The sequence below is a fragment of the Pontibacter sp. HJ8 genome, from assembly GCF_054824225.1.
Genome location: NZ_JSYF01000111.1, coordinates 1 through 2014, shown reverse-complemented (window position 1 = coordinate 2014; position 2014 = coordinate 1). Strand labels below are relative to the sequence as shown.

Genomic DNA, 2014 nt, shown 5'->3' with positions numbered 1-2014 from the left:
CCCCTCTGACTCCCCTCAAGGGGAGAATTTATGCACGAGTAGATATAGCTGGCAGGTATAGCAGACTACCTTACAACCCAAGCTACGCAGGTATAGCCACTACCAGGTGCACTTTGTGGCAACACACTGTTCGAGCGTTCAGCGATTTTGTGTTGTCTTGACTTTTTTGCCTACTTTTTTTGTCAAGAAAAAAAGTAGGTCCCCGCCGGACAGGCGAAGCTATACAACAACGTCAGGTTGCTATACCTGGAACAGCAACTCCGCCAGTTCCAAACTGGCCTCACATACAACCACAAGTTGCGCTCACGCTAAACTTGCTGTATACAGAGAAAGGGAATGCTCGCCGCACAGGCGAAGATCAAACAAGACTAGTAGCAAGCTGGATAAAGCCACAACTACACAGCACCATCAAAGTAGACTCAGAAAATAATTATCACTTTTAAATAAGCTTTCCCCTCAACATATATTCCCTCTATTTTTGGCATATACTATAAAAGCGCCTTACCTTTGCGCATGCCAGAAAAAATACTGATACTAGACTTTGGCTCCCAATATACCCAGCTAATTGCAAGACGGGTGCGCGAGCTTAATGTATATTGTGAGATTTATCCTTACAATAATGTTCCGGAACTGACCGAAGATGTAAAAGGCGTTATTCTCTCGGGCAGCCCCTGCTCGGTACGCGACCACGATCACCCCACCATCGACTTAAGCCAATACATGGGCAACATTCCGTTGCTCGGCGTCTGCTATGGTGCCCAACTGATTGCCCATGAGCATCAGGGGGAAGTGACTCCTTCCACTACCCGGGAGTATGGCCGCGCCAGGTTATCGGAGCTGCACACTGCCAACCGCCTCATGAAAGAACTCACGCCAGGTTCTGTCGTTTGGATGTCGCACGGCGACACGATCAAGGAAATTCCTGACAATTTTGAAATAATAGCCAGCACGGAAACGGTGCGCGTAGCGGCTTACAAGCTGCGCGGACAGGAAACGTACGGCATTCAGTTCCACCCGGAAGTAACACATTCCGAAGAAGGAAAAGCGCTGCTCCGAAACTTCGTGGTGCACATCTGCGACTGCCAGCAGGACTGGACGTCTGAGCAGTTCGTCGAGTCTACCGTAGCGGAGCTGCAGCAAACGATTGGCAACGACAAAGTGGTACTGGGCCTTTCAGGTGGCGTGGACTCGAGTGTGGCTGCCATGCTCATTCACCAGGCGATCGGCAAGAACCTGTACTGCATCTTCGTAGACAATGGTCTGCTCCGCAAAGATGAGTTCGAAACGGTACTGGACTCCTATAAGCACATGGGACTGAACGTGAAAGGCGTGGATGCCAAGAACAGGTTCTATAGTGCACTGGCCGGAATCTCCGACCCTGAACTGAAGCGCAAAGCGATCGGGCGTGCCTTTATTGAGGTATTCGATGACGAGGCCCACAAAATTGAAGATGTGAAGTGGCTGGCGCAGGGTACTATTTACCCGGACGTGATCGAATCCATGAGCGTGAAAGGGCCTTCGGCTACGATCAAATCGCACCACAACGTGGGCGGCCTACCGGACTTTATGAAACTAAAAGTAGTGGAGCCGCTCAAGGCGCTTTTCAAAGACGAAGTTCGCCTGGTAGGAAAGACACTCAAAATAGATGATGCCATCCTGGGCCGTCACCCTTTCCCGGGTCCTGGTCTGGCTATCCGTATATTGGGCGATATCACTGCTGAAAAGGTACAGGTATTGCAGCAGGTAGACCATATCTTTATCAGCAACCTCAAAAAATCCGGATTGTATGACGAGGTATGGCAGGCAGGCGCTATCCTGACCCCGGTACAGTCAGTAGGCGTAATGGGCGATGAGCGCACCTACGAGAATGTAGTGGCGCTACGTGCCGTGACTTCTATAGACGGTATGACAGCGGACTGGAGCCGTTTGCCGTATGAGTTTCTGGCAGATGTTTCGAATGAGATCATCAACAAGGTAAAAGGTGTTAATCGCGTCGTGTACGACATCAGTTCCA

At 50.3% G+C, this 2014-nt stretch carries 1 protein-coding gene; it reads left to right on the top strand.

Annotated elements, in window-relative coordinates; genetic code table 11:
- Window positions 1-513: 513 nt before the first annotated feature.
- Window positions 514-2014: glutamine-hydrolyzing GMP synthase (gene guaA, locus OB13_RS06285; RefSeq protein WP_461489300.1), on the top strand; the 1501-nt coding region annotated here is incomplete at its 3' end.